This is a genomic window from Nitrosospira sp. TNL300 (assembly GCF_055385915.1).
Map to the genome: position 1 here is coordinate 2,379,278 of NZ_AP041005.1, position 20,506 is coordinate 2,399,783.

Consider the following 20,506-nt stretch of genomic DNA (forward strand, 5'->3'; position numbering starts at 1 on the left):
AGCACCTTCGCTATGGATTCCCCCGCGCCTGCGGGGATAGACCCATCCATCGCTTGCGCGTGGATCACGTCCAGCGGATTCCCCCGCGCCTGCGGGGATAGACCCCTCTTGATCGCATGAAGTCAATCGGGTGCTTAGATTCCCCCGCGCCTGCGGGGATAGACCCGTATTGGGAAATCCAGCAAAAGCTAGAAGCTGGATTCCCCCGCGCCTGCGGGGATAGACCCCTACCTCCAGGTATCAAGCTAATGAAGGAGACGATTCCCCCGCGCCTGCGGGGATAGACCGTACCAGCTATCCATTACCACAGATATATCCAGGATTCCCCCGCGCCTGCGGGGATAGACCCTCCGTTTCCCTATCATCAAGACTGCGAACAAGGATTCCCCCGCGCCTGCGGGGATAGACCCATCTACTCCGCTGAAGTTGGCCGTGCCCTGGCGATTCCCCCGCGCCTGCGGGGATAGACCTTCCTTCCTTCGTGGGGAGGACAATAGGGGACAGATTCCCCCGCGCCTGCGGGGATAGACCCTTCGGGGTATCTAAAGCTCGAACCAATGACCTGATTCCCCCGCGCCTGCGGGGATAGACCCCTCGTCCGTACTGGACCCAATGGGTACTGGTAGATTCCCCCGCGCCTGCGGGGATAGACCCTGTTCCAGCGTATATTCCTGCCCGCATTCATTGATTCCCCCGCGCCTGCGGGGATAGACCCAAACGTCCGTTTTCCGTCATCCAGATTTGACGGATTCCCCCGCGCCTGCGGGGATAGACCCACGATCAGCACGGCTTTTACGGATGCGAAGAAGATTCCCCCGCGCCTGCGGGGATAGACCCATTTAACTTCACCGGCTCTCCAGCCTTCGCTCGATTCCCCCGCGCCTGCGGGGATAGACCCGACGCTTCCCACATGTCGCCCCGCGCCAGATCGATTCCCCCGCGCCTGCGGGGATAGACCCCGCCAGAATCCGCTCTCAGACTACTCCGCTTGGATTCCCCCGCGCCTGCGGGGATAGACCCCGCTTGATCTGGTTGTAAATGGCTACGCCATCGATTCCCCCGCGCCTGCGGGGATAGACCCCGCCAGAATCCGCTCTCAGACTACTCCGCTTGGATTCCCCCGCGCCTGCGGGGATAGACCCCGCTTGATCTGGTTGTAAATGGCTACGCCATCGATTCCCCCGCGCCTGCGGGGATAGACCGCTCATTTCAACGGCGTAATCGATGCTGCTTGTGATTCCCCCGCGCCTGCGGGGATAGACCCGTACTGGGAAATCCAGCAAAAGTTGGAGGCTGGATTCCCCCGCGCCTGCGGGGATAGACCCTCATTGACACAATCAATAGCGGTTCGGAGACCGATTCCCCCGCGCCTGCGGGGATAGACCCAGCCCACGGCATTCCTGAGCCCGCAGCCTTGCGATTCCCCCGCGCCTGCGGGGATAGACCTTAAAGAAGGGGAGGGGGAGTAAATCATCCCTAGATTCCCCCGCGCCTGCGGGGATAGACCTTATTGATGCAGTGTTCCGGGCTCAGGCTCTGGGATTCCCCCGCGCCTGCGGGGATAGACCCAGCAGCCACGGATTTTCATGAAACGCTTTTGCGATTCCCCCGCGCCTGCGGGGATAGACCCAGATTGGCTGAATACCGGCCCCGCCAGCGGTGGATTCCCCCGCGCCTGCGGGGATAGACCTTCTGGATGCCACGGATTCCGAGAAGTACGGAAGATTCCCCCGCGCCTGCGGGGATAGACCCCACATTGCTAAAAGGCAATGCGTATTTCGTGAGATTCCCCCGCGCCTGCGGGGATAGACCCTGGAGCCCGGTTTTGTACTGGCAGTCATCGCCGATTCCCCCGCGCCTGCGGGGATAGACCCCGGTATAGGCGTAATAATCATCCGTTCCACCAGATTCCCCCGCGCCTGCGGGGATAGACCCCGGACAAGTCAGATTCGATCTCGCGCAGATATGATTCCCCCGCGCCTGCGGGGATAGACCCTGTTGCAAGCGGGTTACGCGGAAACACTGGAAGATTCCCCCGCGCCTGCGGGGATAGACCCCCTCCACACCTAGGTCGGTCAGCTTCTTCTGCGATTCCCCCGCGCCTGCGGGGATAGACCCCAGCACCAGGCGTTCGGACTGGCCGATATGGGCTATGGCGAAGAACTCGGATATATCAGCCTGATCGAGATTACAGGGTTGGGCGCCGAACTGGATTTCCACTGGGACGCCTAAGACGTTGGCGGAAGTAAGGCAATAATAAGCGAAACCGGAATGCAGAATTAGCACAAAACCCGGCTCGCCTGGGCCGGGTCGGACAGTAAAGGCAAAATTACCTTTACTTTTGTATATACATATGTAAAGTAGTATAATGCTGATAAATGGATTTGACTGGGACGCGGGAAACCGCGAGAAATGTAGAAAGCATGGCGTTTCCACTGCTGAAATTGAGGAGGTTTTCAGAAGTCGTCCACGCATTGCTCCTGACATCAGGCATTCAACAACAGAAGATCGTTATATTGCGATTGGCAGAAACAGGGAGAGCAGACCGATTTTTGTGGCGTTCGCCATTCGGATGAAAGAAGGCGGAGTATTCATTCGTCCAATTAGCGCGAGATATATGCATCGTAAGGAAATTGAGAGTTATGAAAAGGAAAATCCCAAAACTCAGGACTGATAAGGAAGCGGAAGAATTCCTTGATCAGGATTTGTCCGATCTGGATTTTTCACAGTTCAAGCAGGTTCAATTCGAGTTCCAGAAAAAGAATGTGCCAGTGAACTTGCGGATATCGCAAGCGATGCTGACCGCCATCAAGGAGGAAGCGGAAGAACGCGGCATTCCTTACACCCGGCTTATGCGGGAAATGATTGAAAAGGGACTAAAAAAGCGACGGCTCAAGGGCTGGAAAGCGGGTCAACCCTATTGAACAAGCATCTTGTGGGCAGTAAATAACCCGCGACTAAAGCTGCGGAGTTTCTTGCGAGGATTCCATGAAAAAAGTAATCGGATACGTTCGGGTTCAGTACCGAACAGCAGGTAAAGGAAGGAGTTTCAATCGAAGCGCAGCAGGCGAAAACCAAAGCCTAGGAATTCCCTCGCGCCTGCGGGAATAGACCTTTATTGACCTGAGTATTTTGCAGAGAATCAGCGATTCCCCCGGCCCTGCGGGGATAGCAGGGGTATCATTTTTTGGCATATTCCAGAGGGAACTGCAGTTAGGGACTTAAGGTTCGTAATATATAAGTAAATTATTATGATAATAATCAAAACATGTGACTTTTATTTATAGTTATACCGAGTACAATGTTCCAATGTCATGGACACATCAAGATGGAGTGGCTTTCACTTCATCCATTTCATTGGAATCTATCTATCATGGAAAAAGAAATAAGGAAGTTTTTAACATCCATATTCATGCTGGGCTTGCTGGCCTCTTGCACTGAGACCGGTACGCTCGAAGCAAGGAACGGCAATGCGGGCATGGCTGCACAAAGTATCAGAACTTTTGTCGACCATGACGAACTCGCCAGGCGGTATGAAAACCGCGCCAGGAAGCTCCTGGAAATAGCAGCGGAACACGAGAAACGGCTCCAGTATTACGAGGACAAAAACTACCTCTACGGGAGACACGGGCAGAATTCACAGTCGCACGCCGCCCTAGTGCAAAAATACAAGCGGGCGGCAGAGAAAGCCACCGAAGCTGCTTTTCGCCACAGGATGGCGTTGCAACCTGCGAAACGCGATTATATTGCTTCGATAGCGTTACATTGATTTGGATTGCCCCAGGAGCTCAGCAGTGAGCCCTGGGCGAAACTGATGGGTGGTATTTACTGACCTCGATGCGCGGCAAGCCTCGTCCTTCAGGACGGGGAAGGATAGCACGGACGGCGTAGCCGTCCTGCAACACTGTTTATAAGCAGAGCCATTAAGCCTTGAAACGCCTCCAAGCCTTCAAATATCAGCCATATCAGCAGGTAATCGCCAGACACAAGCCAGGTTCGAGTGTGTGGAATGCGGTTTCGAGGGAAACCCCGATGTTGTCGGCGCGATCAACATTTTAAGGGCGAGACACGCCCGGTTCGCCTGTGAAGTGAGTGGTGCGGTAATGTCGCCAGCAGCAGGAACCCACCGAAGCGTCTCAGGGGTGACTCGATGCCACGTCTGAGCGCCGCAGGAATCCCCGACTTTAATCACGGCAGGAATATCGGAAGACGTTCCGGTGTATTATCTTTTCTCAATCGATAATCCCGATAACCCTGATAATCCACATTGCTGCTGGGGCAATCAATTGTGTCGCGGGCTTCCTTGCGAGGATACTATGAACAGATACTTAGTCCAGCTCGACTTCATCTCCTTTATAAAATTCAACTCGTTGTCGTTCTGTTGCGCCAATACGCTGTTTTCTCCTTTCAACGCACTTTTCACTTTCGAAAGCAGCGGGATCGGTCGAGCGCTGCTCGCTCTCTTTCTAGCTCCGTTCGCCGGCCTGCTTCTGGGTGCAGTCTTTGGTGCTCTTGCCTATCCGCTTTACCGGTTTCTAACCTCCCGCAGCGAGTCCCTGGCTGCTTTATCAGGCAAATTTCAGGAAATATCGGACGAGACTCCGGAAGAATCTCTTCCTGACAAATAGCGTTTACAGCATCCCTCACATGCGGTCTGCCTTTCGCGGCACCGCGGAGATGAGAATGCAGGCGATATTCCGTATCGAGACATAAACACACGATCTTTTCCGATAGGAGTCTTCATTGAAAATCAAAGCCACCGTTGAAGAAGTATTGTCCGGCATTCCAGGTCCCGTAACCGCGGAATGGCCGATGGGAGAACGTTTTGCGGTTGCGCTGGCGCATGGCACCATGTCGGTCGAATATTACGCTCCCGTCGGACATGATCCGCAAACGCCGCACGAGCAGGATGAAGTCTATTTCGTCCATCGGGGAACGGGTGAGCTGGTGATCGAAGGGGAGCGTTATCCATTCAAAGAGGGCGATTGTCTTTTTGTGCCAGCCAACATTGAGCACCGGTTCGAGAATTTCTCAAGCGATTTTGGAACCTGGGTGGTATTCTGGGGACCCAAAGGAGGAGAAAAAGGTATAGATCTAGGCTGAAGAATCCTCCTGGTCGAACGTCTCGCCAACGTCTGATCGACTACACCGATACAGCGGGAGTATCAATATAACGAGTCTATTGTCCACCCTCAAAAGCTGCTGGCTGAAGCAGCAAGAATATCCTATTCCGCACGCCGGTTGCGCAGCTTTTTGATCGGCCAAATCTTTCACAAGCTGGAGCAAATCTCTTTTTTCACCTCATCTGCCGCCGAAACAAAACGGAATCAACCAGCGAAGCCACGAGGTGCTGCACGAGGTTATAGAAAATAATGGGCAGCATAATTAGGGGATGATCAACCATTGCCATGGAGGCTAATACAAGCGCCGAGCCATTATTATTCATTCCGAGGCCAAACAATAGCGAGATTGTTTCGTCCCGCTCAGTTCCCAAAATACGACCCAGCAGGTATCCCGACACAAAGGCAACAAGGCAAAGCGCAACGGTGATCACTAATATCAGTGCCAAAAAGTCGATGTCAGGTTGCGCTACTACCGTTGGCAGGGTCAGCGAGGCATTTGAATAGTTAGAGCATTTTCGCTTTACATGTTGACGTATCCGCAGGCCTCGAAGTAGTTCTGACACTCCTGAGGTGAGGTGGTATCGAGGAGTTTGCCCAATTCCTTCCAGAGCGCATCGACGGTGCGCTTTGATGCTTTGCGCAGCATGGCTTTGAGTTTGGCGAAGAGTTTCTCGATCGGATTGAGGTCAGGGGAATAAGGCGGCAGGTAGCACAGGGATGCTCCCACAGCCGTCAAAGCCTGTTCGACACCGGACACCTTATGGCAGGACAGGTTGTCGGCAATGACGATGTCGCCCGGACGCAAGGTGGGACAAAGAAAGTCACGAACCCATGCCAGGAAAAGCGCTCCATCGATCGGACCATCGACCACCATCGGGGCGCTCACCGCATCGTGGCGCAGGCCAGCGATGAAAGTGGTCGTCTTCCAATGGCCACAAGGCGCATAAGCCAGACAACGTGTGCCGCGCGGGGCACGACCACGCAACCGGGTCATACTGGTCGTGATCCACGTCTCATCCAGAAACACCAGCCTTCCCATATTCCACTTTGGCTGCTGGTCCTGCCAGTCACGGCGTGCCTGCTGCACGTCCTCGCGATGCTGCTCGCTGGCGTGCAGAGTTTTTTTTAAAGCTCAGTCCCCACCTGTCCAACTGGTGCCACAGCGCCGGCGACTTGATCATGATCCCTTCGCCTTGCAGGCGTTCACACAGTTCGGCCAGCGTCAAATCCGGCTCATTCTCGATCCAGCCACGGATCGTGCCTTCCAGATGGGCGATGCGCGACCGGCGGTGACCCCCCATCGGCAGGCTGCTTCGACAGCCCTGCTCTTCCCATCGCCGTCGCACCTCATACACCCACATCCGACTCACTTCGAAACGCCGGGAGATATCGCTCGGACGCTCTGCCCGCTCCAGGGCGCGCAGCACCCGATCCCTCAAATCCTGCGAATACGCACGCATATCCCACCTCTCTCATGATTGACCTGAGAGAGTTTAATGCATGTAACTACTTAAATCAAAAATGCTCTAAGCAATACAAGGACGCAATAATTTATGAGTTTTACGTAAGGCTTCATCATCTCGATGCGTCGCTCTCCAATGAATCAATTCGTCAGGATACCGAGCAGCGAAGGCAGGATGACCCATGTTCCAAGGAAAATTCCCACCCCGTTGGAAGCGAGTTCATGCAAATCTTCAGAGTAGTCGCCTGTAGCCATGAAACCTACAATGTGGAGGGCCAATGGCGACAGTAATGGACTGAGGAACGTCGTGAGCAGGACGAGCCCGAGGCTCAATGCCAGATTCCCATTCGCATTCTGGGTCCATGCGGTTGAGGAACCAGCAATTGGCATAGCGGCCACAAAAGCAAGCCCGACGAGGATCAACTGGACCTCTTCGGGGTTATGCCAAAGCTTCATTGCAAAGCTTAGGGCGATGATGAAAGTCAGTGGGACCGCCAGATTTCCGAATACCCCGCCCAACAGTACCAAGGGGTTTTTCAGCAGGTTCCTCACTTCCTCGATCTTCATCCCTAAACCGGCGTTAAATAGTAGTGCCGCCAGCATCACGAGAGGAAGGGAAAAAGTAACCTCCCGATGAAGTACCTCTACGCGACCCAAGTCCGCGTTACGAATCCAGAGCCCAAACGCCGGCAATATCGCAGCAACAAAATAAGAGGCCACGATTACCCAGATGAAATAGTGATGGATGAGGTGCAAGAGGAGCGCAATGGAATTTTTCATATTCGACGGGTCCATTGATATAAGCTTGCTACGGCATGAGCATACCGTATAACGCAGGAGTACCGAGTGCATTGGCGGCGGCACTTCTGTTCGGGACCGGCACTCCCGTCGTCAAACTTTTGCTCGGCCCGGTGAACCCATGGCTATCAGCCGGACTGTTGTATCTCGGTTCAGGGCTCGGCCTTGCGCTGTTGCGGCTGATTAGAAAAGCTCTCCCAGTGCATTTGAGCCATGGGGAAACCAAATGGCTGACTTGCGCTATTCTGGCAGGAGGTGTGATTGCACCCGTGCTGTTAATGTGGGGCTTATCTCGCATGCCTGCTTCGAGTGCAGCACTCCTATTGAATGCCGAAGGAGTCCTGACTGTATTGCTCGCCTGGTTCGTGTTCCACGAGAGCTTCGACCGCCGTATTGCCAGCGGCATGATCTTGATCGTGCTGGGTACTGTAGTGCTGACGTGGTCAAGCGATGCCAGTTTCGATTCAATGCTCCCCGCGCTTGCCATTGTCGGTGCATGCCTTGGATGGGCAATTGACAATAACCTTACGCGTAAAGTGGCTCTGGCAGACGCGACGTTTATTGCGATGATAAAGGGTCTTACAGCTGGAGCCGCAAATATTACGATCGCCTGGTTGCTGGGCATAACGCTGCCACAGCTATTTGTTCTGCTGGCTGCCGGCACCCTGGGCTTTTTCAGTTATGGCCTTAGCCTCGTGTTGTTCGTGGTGGCGTTACGCCACCTCGGCACGGCGCGTACAGGCGCATATTTCTCGACAGCACCATTCGTAGGGGCTCTGCTGGCCATTCCCCTACTGGGAGAATCGCTATCCATTCAGTTCGTGGTTGCAGCGCTGTTGATGGCTGTCGGCGTATGGCTGCATCTGACCGAGCGACACGAGCACTGGCATACACACGAGGAATTGGAGCACGAACATGAGCATATACATGACGACCATCACCAGCATGCACATTCAGAAGCTGTAACCGGCGCTCATACTCACAGGCATCGCCATAAGCCTCTGGCACACTCACACCCCCACTACCCTGACGCACACCATTGGCATGACCATGAATGAGAATGCTCAAGGAATCAATGCATTGATTCAGGCGCCTATAACTCTCCATTCTGAAAAACCCTGGTAAAAACTGGCTGGATACCGCCGAGGTCATCATTTCTCCTATTCCTGTATCTCTGAAGACTGTGAATCATTTGAAAAATGCGTATACAGCGCATCAAGAACAAGGCTGAACTCACTTAGCAAATCGTCATCATTCTTCGCGCGTTGACGCACGCCAGCCAGTACAGCTTCGAAACCGCTGGCTTCGGCTACGAAGCCTTCCCCAATGTCGAGGGCATGCACTATTGCCCCTATCCGCTTTAAACCAGGATCCTGATCCAGTGCGAAACTCGCGAGCAATACTTCAAAGCTCACGCGATTGCCGACATGGGTAAATGTGCCGCCATCAAAATCGAAGCCAAGGGCGTCAGCCGGGCAATGACCGGGAGAGTCCAGCCAGAGAAAACGGGCCTTTTTGTCGATAAAACGGCGGATAAGCCAAGCACTGGCAACACGATCCACCCACAGATGTCGGCGTGTTGCCCATGTGCGTCCCTGATATTGAGTTAATTCCAGGTGTGGAATCACTCTTTCCACAGCCGCATGCGGCTCATCCGGTGACAATATGCTGTCAGCCGCATTCACGAAATCCATCCACAAGACTTCTGCTTGCATGCTGGTCTGATCGGGGAAGTAATCGATCGCGCGAACGGCCTCATAATCACGGCGTAGTCGGCGCAGCGACTTTGTAATTTCCTGCGGCGTTGATTTTGAAAATGCCTTGCGGGCCTCCGCAAAGGCTTTAAACAGTTCCTCATAGTCGCAGCTGCGATCGAACAGGGCGCGGTAGACTTCACTCTCGTTTTCGGACTGCGCCTGCACCATTAGCAGCCAGGCGTTCCCGCCTTCACGCACCGTATCGTCGGATAACTCTCTCAGTACCTGTTGTTGGACCCTACTATAAGGGAGCAGATAAGCTCCATCGCGCAAAAAACCGCAGCCAAGGGATTTCAGCGCCCGCCAGATGCGCATGCGCGCCGTTGCGCTATTTGTAGGCAGGCTGATAATCAGTAGAAGCCATTGTGTATTTGCGGAACTCATAAAGGGAATCTATATTGATGTTTTATACATTACAAAAAGTGTAGAGCATATTGCATATATAGCAGTATTGCTCCGAAATCAAAGTGAACAATTCAGTGTTTGCCTGGGAGCGCGAAGGCTGGCTTGATGCTTGAACTGATACTGCCCGGAACAATCAGCCAAACATACATACGTCGATCATGTACCTGCCACCATTATTGCTTAAGGAGATAGTTATGCCTTTCCTTGCCCTGCCCTCTTTTGTTCCGCCTCTGCGGTACCGCGTTACCGCTGTACTGCTGCTTATGACAACAGCTCATGCCGCCCCCGCCAATATAGATACAGCTGAGATTGAGGAATTGACAGGTCTCAAGGGAACCTACTCAAAAGAAGAAAATGTTTTCAAAGTTTCCAAACCCCGCACTGATGTAAAGATAAAGGTAGATAAATGGCCAATGCCGCCTTTCATGGGCTTAGGCTCATGGGCTGCTTTTGCTCCTGCACAGAACGGCCAGGTTGTAATGATGGGCGACACCGTGCTGTTCGAGGACGAGGTCAATCCGGTGATAAGCGCGGCTTTCGAGGCGGGACTGGAAGTGACTGGCTTGCACAATCATTTTTTCTTTGATGAACCCAAGGTATATTTCATGCACATCGGCGGCACTGGGAGCTCTGCCAAACTTGCAGCTGGCGTTAAAAGGATTTATGACAAAGTCGCTGAAATCCGCGCTGCCCAGCCTGTACCTTCTTCCTGGTTTCCCAAGACAATTCCGCAGGAGAACAAGATTTCCCCTCAGCCTCTGGAACAAATCCTGGGAATGAAAGGAAGCTCAAAAGATGGCATGTTTAAAGTTGTCATCGGCCGATCCGCCACTATGCATGGGGCGCCGGTGGGAAAAGAAATGGGTATAAACACTTGGGCAGCGTTTGCAGGTACGGATAGCGAGGCAGTCGTGGATGGAGATTTCGCCATGCTTGCCGATGAAATGCAGGCTGTTTTGAGAACAATGCGAGCAGGTGGCATCAATATTGTTGCGATTCATCAACACATGACGCATGAGAAGCCACACTATTTATTCATGCACTACTGGGGCAAAGGGAATGCGAAGGACCTGGCCAAAACCATCAGGAGTGCGTTGAATAAACAAGCTGACCATCCAGAATAGTCCTGTGTGACACAATCCTGGGATGCCTGTGCCAGTGGTGGATCAGGTAGAGAAGGTTAAGTCGGTGGAAACAGGCCGAATCGGCAGGATACTTGCCCGCTTGCTTATGCCTGTAGGAGTAGCCGAAATTGCTTCCCCACTACTGATTGCTCGCGCGTTGCGTGGTTTTGCAGACGGTTATGTCGTTGTGCTTCTACCTGCGTACCTGCTGGCGCTGGGGTTTGACCAACTGGACGTAGGTTATTTAAGTACGGCCACCCTTGCGGGATCGGCCCTGGCGACACTGGCGATCGGGGCAATCGGCCATCGATGGTCAAGCCGCCGGCTGTTGTTGTTTGCTGCCCTGTTAATGGCAACTACCGGCCTTGCTTTCGCGAGCGTCTCGTCATTTTGGCCACTCCTCGTTGTTGCATTCGTTGGAACCCTTAATCCGAGTTCGGGCGATGTGAGCATGTTTTTGCCGCTGGAGCACGTCCGTCTGGCACAGGCGGCACCCGGCAACCTACGCACCACTCTGTTTGCCCGTTATACGCTTACTGGCTCGCTAAGCGCGGCCGCAGGCGCCTTGGCCGCTGGCATCCCCTCCTGGCTGATGCAATGGGCGGGGCTACCATTGATTAATGGTTTGCGCACGATGTTCGTACTGTACGGCCTACTCGGCGGACTGGTTTGGCTGCTCTATCGAGCTCTGCCAGCAGGCAACATCCCTGCCGGGCAACTACCAACGCCGCTGGGTCCGTCACGCAGTATCGTTTTCAAGCTTGCGATGTTGTTCAGTGTTGATGCATTTGCCGGCGGATTGGTGGTGAATTCGCTACTCACACTCTGGCTTTTTGAGCGATTTGGACTCTCAACGGGAGAGGCAGGAACCTTCTTCTTCTGCGCAGGGCTTCTATCAGCCGGCTCGCAACTCGCTGCACCGGTAGTTGCGCGCAAGATCGGGCTGCTTAACACGATGGTCTTCACTCACATTCCTGCGAACGTGTGCCTCATTTTTGCGGCGATTGCTCCAAACGTAGAAATCGCGCTGATGCTATTGTTCGTGCGAAGTACGTTATCTCAGATGGATGTGCCCACACGGACTGCATACGTGATGGCCGCAGTTACGCCACCGGAGCGCGCGGCTGCTGCCAGTTTCACTACCGTACCCCGCAGCCTCGCCTCAATCCTGAGTCCAAGCTTGGCTGGCGCCTTGCTGGCCGGTGGACTTCTGAGCGCTCCCTTAATTGCTTGTGGAGCTTTGAAGATTGCATATGATCTGGCGTTGCTGGTGTCCTTCAGGCGCATGAATGTTCCGCGGGAGCGAGAATAGAAAGATCAGTTTCGGTCACCTTGGCAAGGTTGCCTATTCATTCAATTTAAGCCGAGTCTACACTTCAGGGGCTGAAATTCTTGCCGTGGCCAGCACCTTATCGATGCGCTTTCCATCCATGTCCATAACTTCAAATATCCATCCTTCCCATTCGCATCGATCTGCTGTCTGAGGCAATCTGCCGACTAATAGCATAATCATGCCGCTCAACGTGTTGTAGCGCCCCTTTTCCTCTTCAGGCACTTCTTTAAGGCCGAGCCTGTCCTTCAGTTCAGGGATAGGAATAAAACCATCAAGTAACCAAGACCCATCATCACGTTTCATTGCCCATGCATCTTCCGGGTGATGCGGCTTAAATTCTCCCGTGATAGCCTCCATCACATCCTGCAGGGTGACGGTGCCCTGTACCTCACCATATTCATCGATGATAAAAGCGAGGTGCGCCCCTGAATTTTTGAAGTTTTCCAATAACTCCATACCAGTCAGCGATTCAGGAACAAATACGGCCGATTGCAAATTTTCAGTCAAGCTTGGCTTCTCGCCATGCAGTGTTTGAGTCAGAAATTGTCGGGCGCTAGCCACCCCCAGCACTTCTCCCCAGTCGCCCTTGATCACCGGGAAACGCGAATGGTCACTGGCTTCAATCCGTTTTATATTTTCCTCTAGCGATTGCTCTGCATCCAGATAGACAACATCGCTCCGCGGTACCATGAGGGAAGCGATCTGGCGGTCATCCAGACGGAAAACGTTCCGAACCATCTCATGTTCCTGGTGTTCGATGACGCCAGCGTCGGTTCCTTCTGCAAGTAGCAGTTGGATTTCCTCTTGGGTTACATGTGGACCGCTTCTCTCCTTGATGCCAAAGATGCGTAATACCAACTGCGTCGAGGTGGACAACAATCTGACAAAAGGCAAAGAAGCTGCGGATAGCCATAGCATCGGGCGTGCAACAAAACGAGCGATCGCTTCGGAGTTAGTCTGCCCCAGGCGTTTAGGTACCAACTCCCCCAGTACGATGGAAAAGTAAGTAATGCTGAAGACGACTAGTCCTGTTGCGAGATACTCTGACAGGGAATCCTGTAGTCCAAGATCTTGTAGCAATAGGCTGAGGGGCCGGGCCAGGGCCGCCTCACCAATAATCCCATTCAGGATCCCAATAAAGGTAATACCAATTTGTATGGTGGAAAGAAAACGATTGGGGTCTTCCCCCAGTTCAATGGCTGCTGCTGCAGAACTATCACCCGCCTGGGCCAAATTCTGAAGCTGGGCTCGGCGAGCAGTTATCAAGGCGATTTCCGACATCGCAAAAATACCATTGAGAATGATAAGGGCAAACAGTATCGATATTTCCATGAGCTAGTGTTCTCTCAAACACGTACAGGGGGGTTGAGAATATTTATAAATCGACCGAACTGACAAGGCAGTTCCTCCAAATACTGAATCTGGAACCAGAATTATCCAGCTATCATTGCTTGATAATTGCAGCCATAGATTAAAGATGAGTTTGGTTCAGTCCGCTGGGTGCCTTGATGAACCAAAAAGCTTTGATGTCCTCGAATTCAGCGATGAGCGGGTATTTGAGGATATACAAAAACCAAAATCCTGCAACGGCTTTCGGCCAGCCACCCGCTTCCGGCTCAGTTTTACAATCACAATCTCTGTTCGCGTTTCACGAAAGGAACAATGGAGAGTAAACTGTTATCCCAACCGGTGGCGCCATCGACGGTATAAAAAGCAGCGAAGAAGGCCCAATACCCGAATCAAGGGGGTTCAGTCGGAGCTTTACTGATGGAACATTGAAAACTGCTTCTTCGGCTTGCTCCAACAACCGAACCAACCGACAGAACTTTTAAACCTTCGAAATGATAGAGTTCTCCACTCTATGCATTGATCCGAACATTCGCGAAAGCTACGTTCCCTGTATGTGTTTGGAGCCCAATATAACCTGAATTGGGATCAATGCTGGGTGGATTCCCCCTGGCAGTATCGGAGGGGCTACGCTTAAACCGGGTTACCTCCTGACCGTTGAGCCGAACCACGTAATCCTGCTTTTTTACCTCGATTTCGTAGTGATGCCATTGCCGTGCCGCAAGAGAGATGTTGTTTTGGTAATTCTGCTGTCCTTCGCCGGTCCCCAATGACTTGATTTTATAAATTGCCCCGGTTCTCGCAAAAAATGAACCATCCGGCTCGCCGAAACGCTTATCACCACGTGCTTCTTCATCGATCTGGATTTCAAACCCAGTATGAACCGCAACGAAAGCGGCATTGTCTGCGGGATCGACCGGATCGGGAGCAGGATCAGGCAGGCGCGGATCGCGGAACCGAACGAAGACACCCGAGTTATCGTTGTTATTGCCTCGCGGCTGAGGAAGAAGAAAATCGAGGCGCAGTGTGAAATCCTCAAAGGGTTTTGGCTTGTAGAAGAGCAAGCCCATGCCTTTTTCATTCTGCTGGGCGATTATCGTGCGACCAAACCGGGAGAAAGAACCTCCTCCAGCCATCTCCCAATTCGCGAACTGCGCATCGCTCCCGTCGAATAGGTACGTGAAACCTGGTTCCGATACCACGAGTGGCGGTTCCGGCATCAAGTGATCTCCTAGCCGGCGGACCAGGGCAACGCCTGTGAGCATCGGATTGGGTGAACCGATGGTAGGAAAGAGTGCGGGTCCAGCGACATAAGTGTTTGTCACATTATGAAAACGGCAATCGGGATCGGTCACCGATTTATTCGGATCCTCTCCCATTCGCAACGTTCCGGCTTCATGATGTGTCGTGCCCAGGCCATCGCGCCGGCCCCGACCGGCCTGATCAGAGAATTTATATGGTAGAACCGTTGCAAGTGAACTCGGATCGATATTCGTCACAATCACATTTCCGTTCTTGATGACATCGATTTTCTGACCGTTGGCAAAGACTTTCGCGACCTCATCCGATGCCTTATCCATCGCATCCCACAGTTCGTAGTCACGAGAGCTTGGCTGGAGATTCACAAATGCCCGCCGTGCCTGAAATTCGTCTTTCTGTTGCGGATCGAGATCGAGCGTAACCGAGTTGCCGAAGTCATTGTCATTCTTGGGCCCCATCTCACCGATGCCACGAATCGTAATGACGATGTGCGTATCGGTAGCGTTCTTGTGTGCGTCGAACAGATCAATGTCCGGGATTTTTTTAAACAGCTCAGCCTCGGAGTTGGTTCCGTTGGTGCCTAGACCTGATGCAGTAATCTGGAAATGGAAGTGTGCAAAGCCATCTGAGGAACCATCGGCCCTCTTGAACTCATGTCGGCCTTTTACAAAAAGCGCCGACGCTTCGAGGGCTTTCACTGCCGGCGGCAGCGCTGCCAGTGCCGCGCGGGGAACTCGAAAATCGACATTCGAGCGTAAATGGGCTATCAGATTCCTGCCGATTTTTCCATCCGTCCCAAAGGAAGTTAGCGCGAGGCGAGCGCTCTCGATCGTGCCGAGAGCAATGATGACTTTGCTGTCCGGGGAAACAGGCAGCACTCCCCGCTCGGTAACGATCTCGCTCACGCGTCGCCCCCCTTCGGTATTGACGGTGTTGAGTTGCGTGACATGGCAGCGTTCCACGACCATTAGCCGTTTTTTTATGTCATCAAGCCGATTTATTACTCCATCGAATGGGGTTTGGGTTGCCGCCTCGCGGGCTGCCTTCATGAGCAGCGGAACAGCGCTGAATTTGTTAAACGGAAAAAACCCAGCGTGGCCCGCTTGTCCCTGCACGGCCAACGGTGCTTCAAGTTTTGCTTCATCGCGGAGCTTCTGGATAGAAGGCGGCGGACTCGGCAATTTATCGATGCCAAGCAGCTTGGCCAGATCGTCGATTGTTACTGGAGTGTTGCCATAATAGACTGCGGGATGGTCGGGCAGCAACGCAAGATCATATACATCAGGGATCGAGGAGAGACCTCCGAACAGCTGTTGCCGCATCGCCCGGTGCAGATCGCCAAAAATGAAATCATTCGTCTCTGTGACGCCGATCTGATCGCTTGATTGCCGGAAATAACCCTTTCGGCCATCTGGCAGAACCTTTGCCGTTAAATCGTCGAGCACCCCTTTTGGCCAAACGTCTTTTGGCATTTCTGCGTCAAGCAATCGGGGCGACCAACCACCCCAGTAAATCGAGCGTCCGCCCAGGCAGTAAGCAAGCCCAGGAAAACCGAAAGGATCACTTGAATTCCAGGCAAGGCCCCAAACTTCGCCTTGCAGCGAATGATCCTTGCGCGCGCCCGCAGTATCGAGGCCGAGCATTGGTAGATTCTGCACGTGTTCCGGTAGGAGGAAGGGACCCGCCTCGAGCACGAGAATACGTTCACTGCGCTGAGTGCTTCGGAACCACAGATGTTCAGCAATAGCCGCACCAAATGTGCCCCCGCCGATTATGATGAAATCAAACGGCCGAAGATCGCCTCGAGCATACAGGCCGGCAGCGGCACGGGCGTTTGGATCTATGGTAACGAGCGCTTCGTCAAAGGTATTGCAGTCGTAACGTCCGAGAACATCGCGGGTAAAGGCGGTGTTGTAGTCAGGGGCGATAAGTGGCATGGCGGTTTGCTCCTATATTTAATATCCGTAGAATTTATCCGTAGAATTTTTTCAGTTCTATCGAACAGGACCGCCATACAGTTACAGTTCTAGTTCTGATCTCCGCTCAACGATACCCTGGCGCTGTCTGTTTTTTATCCCCTGGTGCATAGCTGTGTTCGATACCATCATTTATTTTGTGTTATTAAAACTAGTTCATGAGCAGCGAATGTCAAGCAAAGGTATGAGCACAATGAGAAAAAGGGTTGGATTGTGGAACAGAAGTTTTATTGCTGGAAGAAGCAGTATGGCGGCTAGAGTCGAACCAGGTGCACGAAACAAACATTGGCACTATCGGCTTCAAGGGTATAGAATTCCTTTTCCCCTTTTTCTTATGCCATGAACGGAATCATGCCCAGGCGCCGTATCCATTTCGTCATGCTCATGCTGTTCGTCAGCATGATGACAAATGCTTTGAGCTGGGCATTTAATGGCGAAGTTTTTGCGCATGAACTTGATCACGCGCACCACATTCTATCTCTCGACCCGACGGCTCACCTCGAAGCCCATCGGCATGCTCTGCGTAACGACAAAGGTCATCTGGACGCGGCAACCCATCTGTGCCTGCATGCAGCCGGGCAATACCTCCCCTTCTTTTTTACGTCTCCCCCGCTGGTGCCCGCTTCCATTGGCATGGAAGTATTGGCTGCGTTCGTCTCTTTCATCGTTCCCGAATCCGTTCCGGATTCCCCGCTTCGCCCTCCCAAAAACAGCTTCGCAATCTGACCGGCAAGCCTTCCGGTGCGGCAATATGGCGCTGCTTAGGCACTAAAGCCGCTTAAAGCAAGCGTCAATTGTCATCCCGTACGCAGGCTTGCCGCAAAGTCATCTGCGCTCCGTTTGCCATCCAGTAGCTGATGGCTCAATAGAGCTAGCGCATATATTTGCGGAGAACTTCCATGAAACTTACCGTGTTGCTCACGGTGCGCCGGCACCTGGTGCCGGCAGGATTGCTCATTCTAGCGCTTAGCTGGATGTCTGGGACTATTGCCCAAAATACTTTCTCGGGCGCTTTGACTGCCGAGGACTTGGATTACTCTGCTCCATCGCTTTCCGAGGAAAAAAAAGAACTCACTTTGCGCGATGCCGCGCTTCTCACACTGCAGCGTAATCCCGAACTGTCGGCTTTTGCCAGGGAAATACGCGCCCTTGAAGGAGCCGCACTTCAAGCCGGACTGCTGAAAAATCCGGAGTTATCCGTGGACGTGGGAAACGCGGGAAATATTCAGCAGCTTGAGGGAGACATCAATTCCCAAAAAAATGTTGCCCAGGAAGTCATTCAGCAAAACACGACGATTCGCATCAGTCAACTGATCGAGCTCGGTGGAAAGCGCGCGGCGCGGGTGGTGGCTGCGTCACTCAACCAGGAGTTGGCCGCTCAAGATTACGAAGCCCGACGCGTGGAGCTCATCGCCCGGGTGGCAAACGCGTTTACTGAGGTGCTTGCGGGACAACAGCGTCTGCGACTTGCGGAGGAGAGCCAGCAGTTGGCTCAAAAGGTGGTTAGCACGGTCGCGAAGCGCGTTCAGGCCGGCAAGGTGCCTCCCATTGAGGAAACCAGGGCCGGGGTAGCATTTTCCACCACGCGAATTGAGCTGGAGCAGGCGCAGCGGGATCTGGCGGCGGCGCGCAAACGGCTGACGCTGCTATGGGACAACAGCACTCCACAATTTACCAAGGCACTGGGTGACCTGGAATCATCCGTTGTTCTGCCGAAATTCGAGGCACTGGCGGATCGTGCTCTGGCCAGCCCCATGGCGCTGCGCGCCATGAAAAACATTGAGCAGCGTAAGGCGCAACTGGAAGTGGAGCAGACAAAGCGCATACCCAATCTCACCGTCAGTGGAGGCGTGATTCACCATGTGGCACTCGGCGGAACCACGCCTGTGGTCAGCGTGGGGATACCGTTGCCGTTATTCGACCGCAACCAGGGCAATATCCGGGAAGCCCATCAACGCGTGGACAAGGCCATTGACGAGCAGGCAGCCCTCGAGTTGCGGCTTAAAACGGAGCTTACACAGGCCTATGAGTCACTGTTCGCTTCACAGAGGGAAATCGGCATTTTACGCGACGAGATATTACCCGCAGCCAAGAGCGCCTTCGAAGTCACCAACAAGGGCTACGAACTGGGCAAATTCAGCTTTCTTGAAGTGCTCGACGCCCAGCGCACGCTGTTTCAGAACCAGATTTTGTATGTGCGTGCGCAGGCGAATTACCAGCGTCTGGTCAATGAAATCGAGCGTTTGATTGCGGCACCTCTCGATGGGGTGGCGAGACAGGACACCGATGAACCGGCCTATACCGATTTTACGGATGATAAGGAGTAGAAGTGAATAACAGGAAGAAACTGATTCCGATCATTGCCGTAATCGCCGCAGGAATTGCACTGGGAGGGTTGATACTCAGCTCCGACAAGACTTCGCAATCCGTCTCCGGGGAATCCACAGCCCATCTCACTTATGAAGTACCTGCGGTCGAAGGCAAGACATCATCCAATTATCGAGTGGGGCCTAAAGGCGGAAAGCTTTTTACCGAAGGCGGAACAGATGGCCTTGGCGTGGAGGTGACTATTTTTGAGACCAACGTACCGCCGCGCTTCAGGCTCTATCTATATGAAAAGAACAAGCCCCTCCCGCCTACCGCCGCCAAGGTCACCATGACGCTGTCCCGCCTTGGGGCGCCCGCGCAGATATTCAGGTTCACGCCCGAGGCTGATTACCTGGTGAGCGACCAGATAGTGAAAGAACCTCATTCGTTTGATGCCGCGATAGCTGCCGAATGGAAAGGCAGAACGATGCATTGGGAATACAGCCAGGTCGAGGCCAGAGTGGAAATGCCGGACGAGATGCTGAAAGGCGCCGGCATCGAAATACGCACCGCGGGACCTGCGATCATCAAACCCCTGCTCAAGCTGCCTGGGGAAATCATCTTCAATGAGCATACCATCGTGCAGGTGGTACCCCGACTGCCGGGAATAGTCACAGCGGTGAAGCGTCACCACGGCCAGCAGGTGCAGAAAGGAGAGATTCTCGTGGTGATAGAGAGCCAGATGCTGGCTGAACTGCGTAGTCAGTATCGGGTAGCCAAGAAGCGGCTCGGTCTGGCACAAACGACCTACGAGCGCGAACGGCAGCTATGGGAAGAAAAAATCTCCGCCAAGCAGGACTACCTGGTGGCCCAGGAACTGCTGAATGAGGCCGAGATTGCATTGGACCTGGCTGCGGTCAAGCTCCAGTCGCTTGGAGTGCAGCCGGAAACGGCGGCTTCTTCCGGCAATCTGGCTCGCTATGAAGTCCCTGCACCGATATCCGGGCTCATCATTGACAAGACTGTCGCTCTCGGCCAGACGCTGAAGGAAGATGAACATATTTTTGTTATTGCCGACGTTTCGACGGTGTGGGCCGGCATCACGGTTTATCCAAAAGATCTGGATGTAGTCAAGGTTGGGCAAAAGGCAACCATCAGGGCAACGGCGTCGGATGTAGAGGGGGAAGGCGTTGTTATCTACATCACCACTCTGATCGGCGGCCAGACCCGTACCGCCACGGCGCGGCTCGCCCTGAAAAACAAGGAGGGAAAATGGCGTCCCGGGATGTTTGTAACTGCCGAAATGGTGGCCGCAGAAATTCACGTACCTGTTGCCGTATCTGCCGACGCGCTCCAGACACTCCATGACTCGACTGTAGTATTCGGGCGTTATGGTGAATATTTCGAAGCGCGGCCGCTGGAACTGGGACGTGGCGACGGCAAGACGATCGAGGTTCTCGACGGCTTGGAGGCAGGAGAGCAATACGCGGCAGGCAACAGCTTTGCGATCAAAGCCGAGCTGGGTAAATCGGAGGCTACCCATGAACACTAGGCGCAGGTCAGGCAGATCCGATAATGGCTCCATCCATCTCGATCAAATAGATCAGTTTCACT

General features: G+C 53.5%; 18 protein-coding genes and 1 CRISPR repeat array (1 of these 19 only partly in view). Of the genes, 11 read left to right on the forward strand and 7 right to left on the reverse strand.

What is annotated here, in order from left to right:
• Positions 1 to 2,118: direct repeats of the CRISPR family, unit length 29 nt; unit sequence GATTCCCCCGCGCCTGCGGGGATAGACCC; it begins 1,693 nt to the left of the window's first position.
• A gap of 250 nt (positions 2,119 to 2,368) precedes the next feature.
• The 5 genes from ACZ5BW_RS10830 to ACZ5BW_RS10850 all read left to right on the forward strand — a co-directional run bounded on the left by ACZ5BW_RS10830 (position 2,369) and on the right by ACZ5BW_RS10850 (position 5,103).
• Positions 2,369 to 2,674: a BrnT family toxin gene (locus ACZ5BW_RS10830; protein ID WP_464539788.1), complete on the forward strand. Its 306-nt coding sequence runs from the start codon at positions 2,369 to 2,371 to the stop codon at positions 2,672 to 2,674.
• A complete protein-coding gene (locus ACZ5BW_RS10835; protein ID WP_464539790.1) occupies positions 2,643 to 2,924 on the forward strand; it encodes a CopG family antitoxin in 282 nt (93 codons plus the stop codon). Before ACZ5BW_RS10830 ends, ACZ5BW_RS10835 begins: the two co-directional genes overlap by 32 nt.
• A gap of 449 nt (positions 2,925 to 3,373) precedes the next feature.
• Positions 3,374 to 3,769: a hypothetical protein gene (locus ACZ5BW_RS10840; protein WP_464539792.1), complete on the forward strand. Its 396-nt coding sequence runs from the start codon at positions 3,374 to 3,376 to the stop codon at positions 3,767 to 3,769.
• Positions 3,770 to 4,316: 547 nt separating this feature from the next.
• Positions 4,317 to 4,628 carry a hypothetical protein gene (locus tag ACZ5BW_RS10845; protein WP_464539794.1) on the forward strand — a complete coding sequence of 104 codons (312 nt, stop codon included), beginning with the start codon at positions 4,317 to 4,319 and terminating at the stop codon, positions 4,626 to 4,628.
• 115 nt (positions 4,629 to 4,743) lie between these two features.
• Positions 4,744 to 5,103, forward strand: a complete 360-nt coding sequence (locus ACZ5BW_RS10850) for a cupin domain-containing protein (RefSeq protein ID WP_464539796.1) — start codon at positions 4,744 to 4,746, stop codon at positions 5,101 to 5,103.
• Positions 5,104 to 5,296: 193 nt separating this feature from the next.
• Here the strand turns inward: ACZ5BW_RS10850 and ACZ5BW_RS10855 are convergent, their stop codons facing one another.
• From ACZ5BW_RS10855 to ACZ5BW_RS10870, 4 genes are all read right to left on the reverse strand, one after another.
• A complete protein-coding gene (locus ACZ5BW_RS10855) occupies positions 5,297 to 5,554 on the reverse strand; it encodes a hypothetical protein (protein ID WP_464539799.1) in 258 nt (85 codons plus the stop codon).
• Positions 5,555 to 5,643: 89 nt separating this feature from the next.
• Positions 5,644 to 6,210, reverse strand: coding sequence for an IS630 family transposase (locus ACZ5BW_RS10860; protein WP_464539801.1), 567 nt, complete (start codon positions 6,208 to 6,210; stop codon positions 5,644 to 5,646).
• Positions 6,191 to 6,583, reverse strand: coding sequence for a helix-turn-helix domain-containing protein (locus ACZ5BW_RS10865; RefSeq protein WP_464539803.1), 393 nt, complete (start codon positions 6,581 to 6,583; stop codon positions 6,191 to 6,193). Before ACZ5BW_RS10865 ends, ACZ5BW_RS10860 begins: the two co-directional genes overlap by 20 nt.
• 143 nt (positions 6,584 to 6,726) lie before the next feature.
• Positions 6,727 to 7,380 (reverse strand): bile acid:sodium symporter, encoded by a 654-nt coding sequence (locus ACZ5BW_RS10870; protein ID WP_464539805.1) that lies wholly within the window; start codon positions 7,378 to 7,380, stop codon positions 6,727 to 6,729.
• A 20-nt stretch (positions 7,381 to 7,400) separates the two neighbouring features.
• Here ACZ5BW_RS10870 and ACZ5BW_RS10875 point away from each other — a divergent pair, with 20 nt between their 5' ends.
• Positions 7,401 to 8,441 carry a DMT family transporter gene (locus ACZ5BW_RS10875; RefSeq protein WP_464539807.1) on the forward strand — a complete coding sequence of 347 codons (1,041 nt, stop codon included), beginning with the start codon at positions 7,401 to 7,403 and terminating at the stop codon, positions 8,439 to 8,441.
• A 102-nt stretch (positions 8,442 to 8,543) separates the two neighbouring features.
• On the opposite strand, the gene ACZ5BW_RS10880 is transcribed toward ACZ5BW_RS10875, so the two are convergent.
• Positions 8,544 to 9,524: a chromate resistance protein ChrB domain-containing protein gene (locus ACZ5BW_RS10880; RefSeq protein WP_464539809.1), complete on the reverse strand. Its 981-nt coding sequence runs from the start codon at positions 9,522 to 9,524 to the stop codon at positions 8,544 to 8,546.
• Positions 9,525 to 9,739: 215 nt separating this feature from the next.
• Here ACZ5BW_RS10880 and ACZ5BW_RS10885 point away from each other — a divergent pair, with 215 nt between their 5' ends.
• Together ACZ5BW_RS10885 and ACZ5BW_RS10890 are read left to right on the forward strand one after the other, a co-directional pair.
• Positions 9,740 to 10,669 carry a DUF1259 domain-containing protein gene (locus ACZ5BW_RS10885; protein ID WP_464539811.1) on the forward strand — a complete coding sequence of 310 codons (930 nt, stop codon included), beginning with the start codon at positions 9,740 to 9,742 and terminating at the stop codon, positions 10,667 to 10,669.
• A 64-nt stretch (positions 10,670 to 10,733) separates the two neighbouring features.
• Positions 10,734 to 11,981, forward strand: a complete 1,248-nt coding sequence (locus tag ACZ5BW_RS10890; protein WP_464539813.1) for an MFS transporter — start codon at positions 10,734 to 10,736, stop codon at positions 11,979 to 11,981.
• Positions 11,982 to 12,038: 57 nt separating this feature from the next.
• Here the strand turns inward: ACZ5BW_RS10890 and ACZ5BW_RS10895 are convergent, their stop codons facing one another.
• Positions 12,039 to 13,334 carry a hemolysin family protein gene (locus tag ACZ5BW_RS10895; RefSeq protein WP_464539815.1) on the reverse strand — a complete coding sequence of 432 codons (1,296 nt, stop codon included), beginning with the start codon at positions 13,332 to 13,334 and terminating at the stop codon, positions 12,039 to 12,041.
• A 527-nt stretch (positions 13,335 to 13,861) separates the two neighbouring features.
• Positions 13,862 to 16,546 carry a 3-keto-alpha-glucoside-1,2-lyase-like domain-containing protein gene (locus tag ACZ5BW_RS10900; protein WP_464539817.1) on the reverse strand — a complete coding sequence of 895 codons (2,685 nt, stop codon included), beginning with the start codon at positions 16,544 to 16,546 and terminating at the stop codon, positions 13,862 to 13,864.
• A 390-nt stretch (positions 16,547 to 16,936) separates the two neighbouring features.
• On the opposite strand from ACZ5BW_RS10900, the gene ACZ5BW_RS10905 reads away from it, so the two are divergent.
• The 3 genes from ACZ5BW_RS10905 to ACZ5BW_RS10915 all read left to right on the forward strand — a co-directional run bounded on the left by ACZ5BW_RS10905 (position 16,937) and on the right by ACZ5BW_RS10915 (position 20,444).
• The gene (locus ACZ5BW_RS10905) at positions 16,937 to 17,311 is read left to right on the forward strand and encodes a hypothetical protein (protein WP_464539819.1); all 375 of its coding nucleotides are present in this window, start codon (positions 16,937 to 16,939) and stop codon (positions 17,309 to 17,311) included.
• A 173-nt stretch (positions 17,312 to 17,484) separates the two neighbouring features.
• Complete coding sequence (locus tag ACZ5BW_RS10910) at positions 17,485 to 18,912, forward strand: TolC family protein (protein WP_464539821.1); 1,428 nt, start codon at positions 17,485 to 17,487, stop codon at positions 18,910 to 18,912.
• A gap of 2 nt (positions 18,913 to 18,914) precedes the next feature.
• Positions 18,915 to 20,444, forward strand: coding sequence for an efflux RND transporter periplasmic adaptor subunit (locus ACZ5BW_RS10915; protein ID WP_464539823.1), 1,530 nt, complete (start codon positions 18,915 to 18,917; stop codon positions 20,442 to 20,444).
• The last annotated feature ends 62 nt before the right edge of the window (positions 20,445 to 20,506 follow it).

Excerpts from the sequence above, each read along its gene's own strand:
- ACZ5BW_RS10840 (WP_464539792.1), top strand. The coding sequence starts at position 3,374 with ATGGAAAAAGAAATAAGGAAGTTTTTAACATCCATATTCATGCTGGGC.
- ACZ5BW_RS10845 (WP_464539794.1), top strand. The coding sequence starts at position 4,317 with ATGAACAGATACTTAGTCCAGCTCGACTTCATCTCCTTTATAAAATTC.
- ACZ5BW_RS10910 (WP_464539821.1), top strand. The coding sequence starts at position 17,485 with ATGAAACTTACCGTGTTGCTCACGGTGCGCCGGCACCTGGTGCCGGCA.
- ACZ5BW_RS10880 (WP_464539809.1), bottom strand. The coding sequence starts at position 9,524 with ATGAGTTCCGCAAATACACAATGGCTTCTACTGATTATCAGCCTGCCT.
- ACZ5BW_RS10870 (WP_464539805.1), bottom strand. The coding sequence starts at position 7,380 with ATGGACCCGTCGAATATGAAAAATTCCATTGCGCTCCTCTTGCACCTC.
- ACZ5BW_RS10865 (WP_464539803.1), bottom strand. The coding sequence starts at position 6,583 with ATGCGTGCGTATTCGCAGGATTTGAGGGATCGGGTGCTGCGCGCCCTG.
- ACZ5BW_RS10895 (WP_464539815.1), bottom strand. The coding sequence starts at position 13,334 with ATGGAAATATCGATACTGTTTGCCCTTATCATTCTCAATGGTATTTTT.
- ACZ5BW_RS10885 (WP_464539811.1), top strand. The coding sequence starts at position 9,740 with ATGCCTTTCCTTGCCCTGCCCTCTTTTGTTCCGCCTCTGCGGTACCGC.
- ACZ5BW_RS10830 (WP_464539788.1), top strand. The coding sequence starts at position 2,369 with ATGCTGATAAATGGATTTGACTGGGACGCGGGAAACCGCGAGAAATGT.
- ACZ5BW_RS10875 (WP_464539807.1), top strand. The coding sequence starts at position 7,401 with ATGAGCATACCGTATAACGCAGGAGTACCGAGTGCATTGGCGGCGGCA.
- ACZ5BW_RS10835 (WP_464539790.1), top strand. The coding sequence starts at position 2,643 with ATGAAAAGGAAAATCCCAAAACTCAGGACTGATAAGGAAGCGGAAGAA.
- ACZ5BW_RS10905 (WP_464539819.1), top strand. The coding sequence starts at position 16,937 with ATGCCCAGGCGCCGTATCCATTTCGTCATGCTCATGCTGTTCGTCAGC.
- ACZ5BW_RS10900 (WP_464539817.1), bottom strand. The coding sequence starts at position 16,546 with ATGCCACTTATCGCCCCTGACTACAACACCGCCTTTACCCGCGATGTT.